Here is a 917-nt window from a genome sequence, read left to right on the forward strand (position 1 = left end):
ATGGTGATCAACTTCTCACCGGTGACCCCGGAGCCGTCGTTGGCGGTGGCTACCACCTTGACCACGCCCTCCGCCTCACCGGCGGTCAGCAGGCCGCTGCCGTCGATGCTGGCCAGCGCGGTGTCGCTGCCGTCCTCGGCAGTCACGGACCAGGTCACGCTCTTGTCCGTAGCGTCCTCCGGCAGTACGGCGGCGCTCATCTGCAGGGTGCCGCCGGCCTCGGTGATGGCGTCGGCCGGTGCGCTGACGGTGATGGATTCCACCTTCACGTCGGTCACGTCCTGCTCAAACACAGCGGTGACGGTGACGTTCTTGGCGGGCATCTGGAAGGTGCCTTCCTCGGACACCGTCACGTCCTCACTGGTCCACTCCACAAAGTGCCAGCCCTCAGCGGCCTGGGCGGTCAGGGTCACGGTGTCCCCCTCGGCGGCCGCGGTGGGCGCGGCGGAAGCGTCGCCCTCGCCCTGGGTCTTCACGGTGACGGTGTACTGCTCGGGTACCTCACCAACGGTGATGGTATACGTAAAGGTATGGTCCTTAATGTCGGTGACGATCATCTTACTGCCGTCCGAAACGGTGTCGCTCCAGTCCAGAGGTGTGCCCTCCGCCGTTACGAACGACACGGTGCAGTTGCCATCCACATCCAGGCCGTTGCGCAGCCGGGCCAGCGTCATGGGGCTTTCGACGGTGATGGTCTTATTGCCCTCGTTGATGGCGAACTGCTGGCTCTTGATGCGCCAGGCAAAGACCTGCAGCTCATGGACGGAGGCGGCGGCCCAGGAAGAGGCGTCGCTGCATTTCTGCACGTTCAGGGTCAGGTCCTTGATCTCATTGGTGCCATTCTCGGTCCAGTGCTCCACCCAGCCGGGGGTGGTGTTGTCGGCAGCGTCCACCACAAAGCCGGTGGGGATGCCAAC

1 protein-coding gene is annotated in these 917 nt (G+C 64.7%); it reads right to left on the reverse strand.

Annotated features, from left to right (window positions below):
- The coding region (locus tag WMO45_RS13630) for an InlB B-repeat-containing protein (RefSeq protein ID WP_349141438.1) at positions 1 to 917 on the reverse strand (917 nt) is incomplete at both ends.

Source organism: Flavonifractor hominis, from assembly GCF_040095835.1.
Lineage (GTDB): Bacteria > Bacillota > Clostridia > Oscillospirales > Oscillospiraceae > Flavonifractor > Flavonifractor hominis.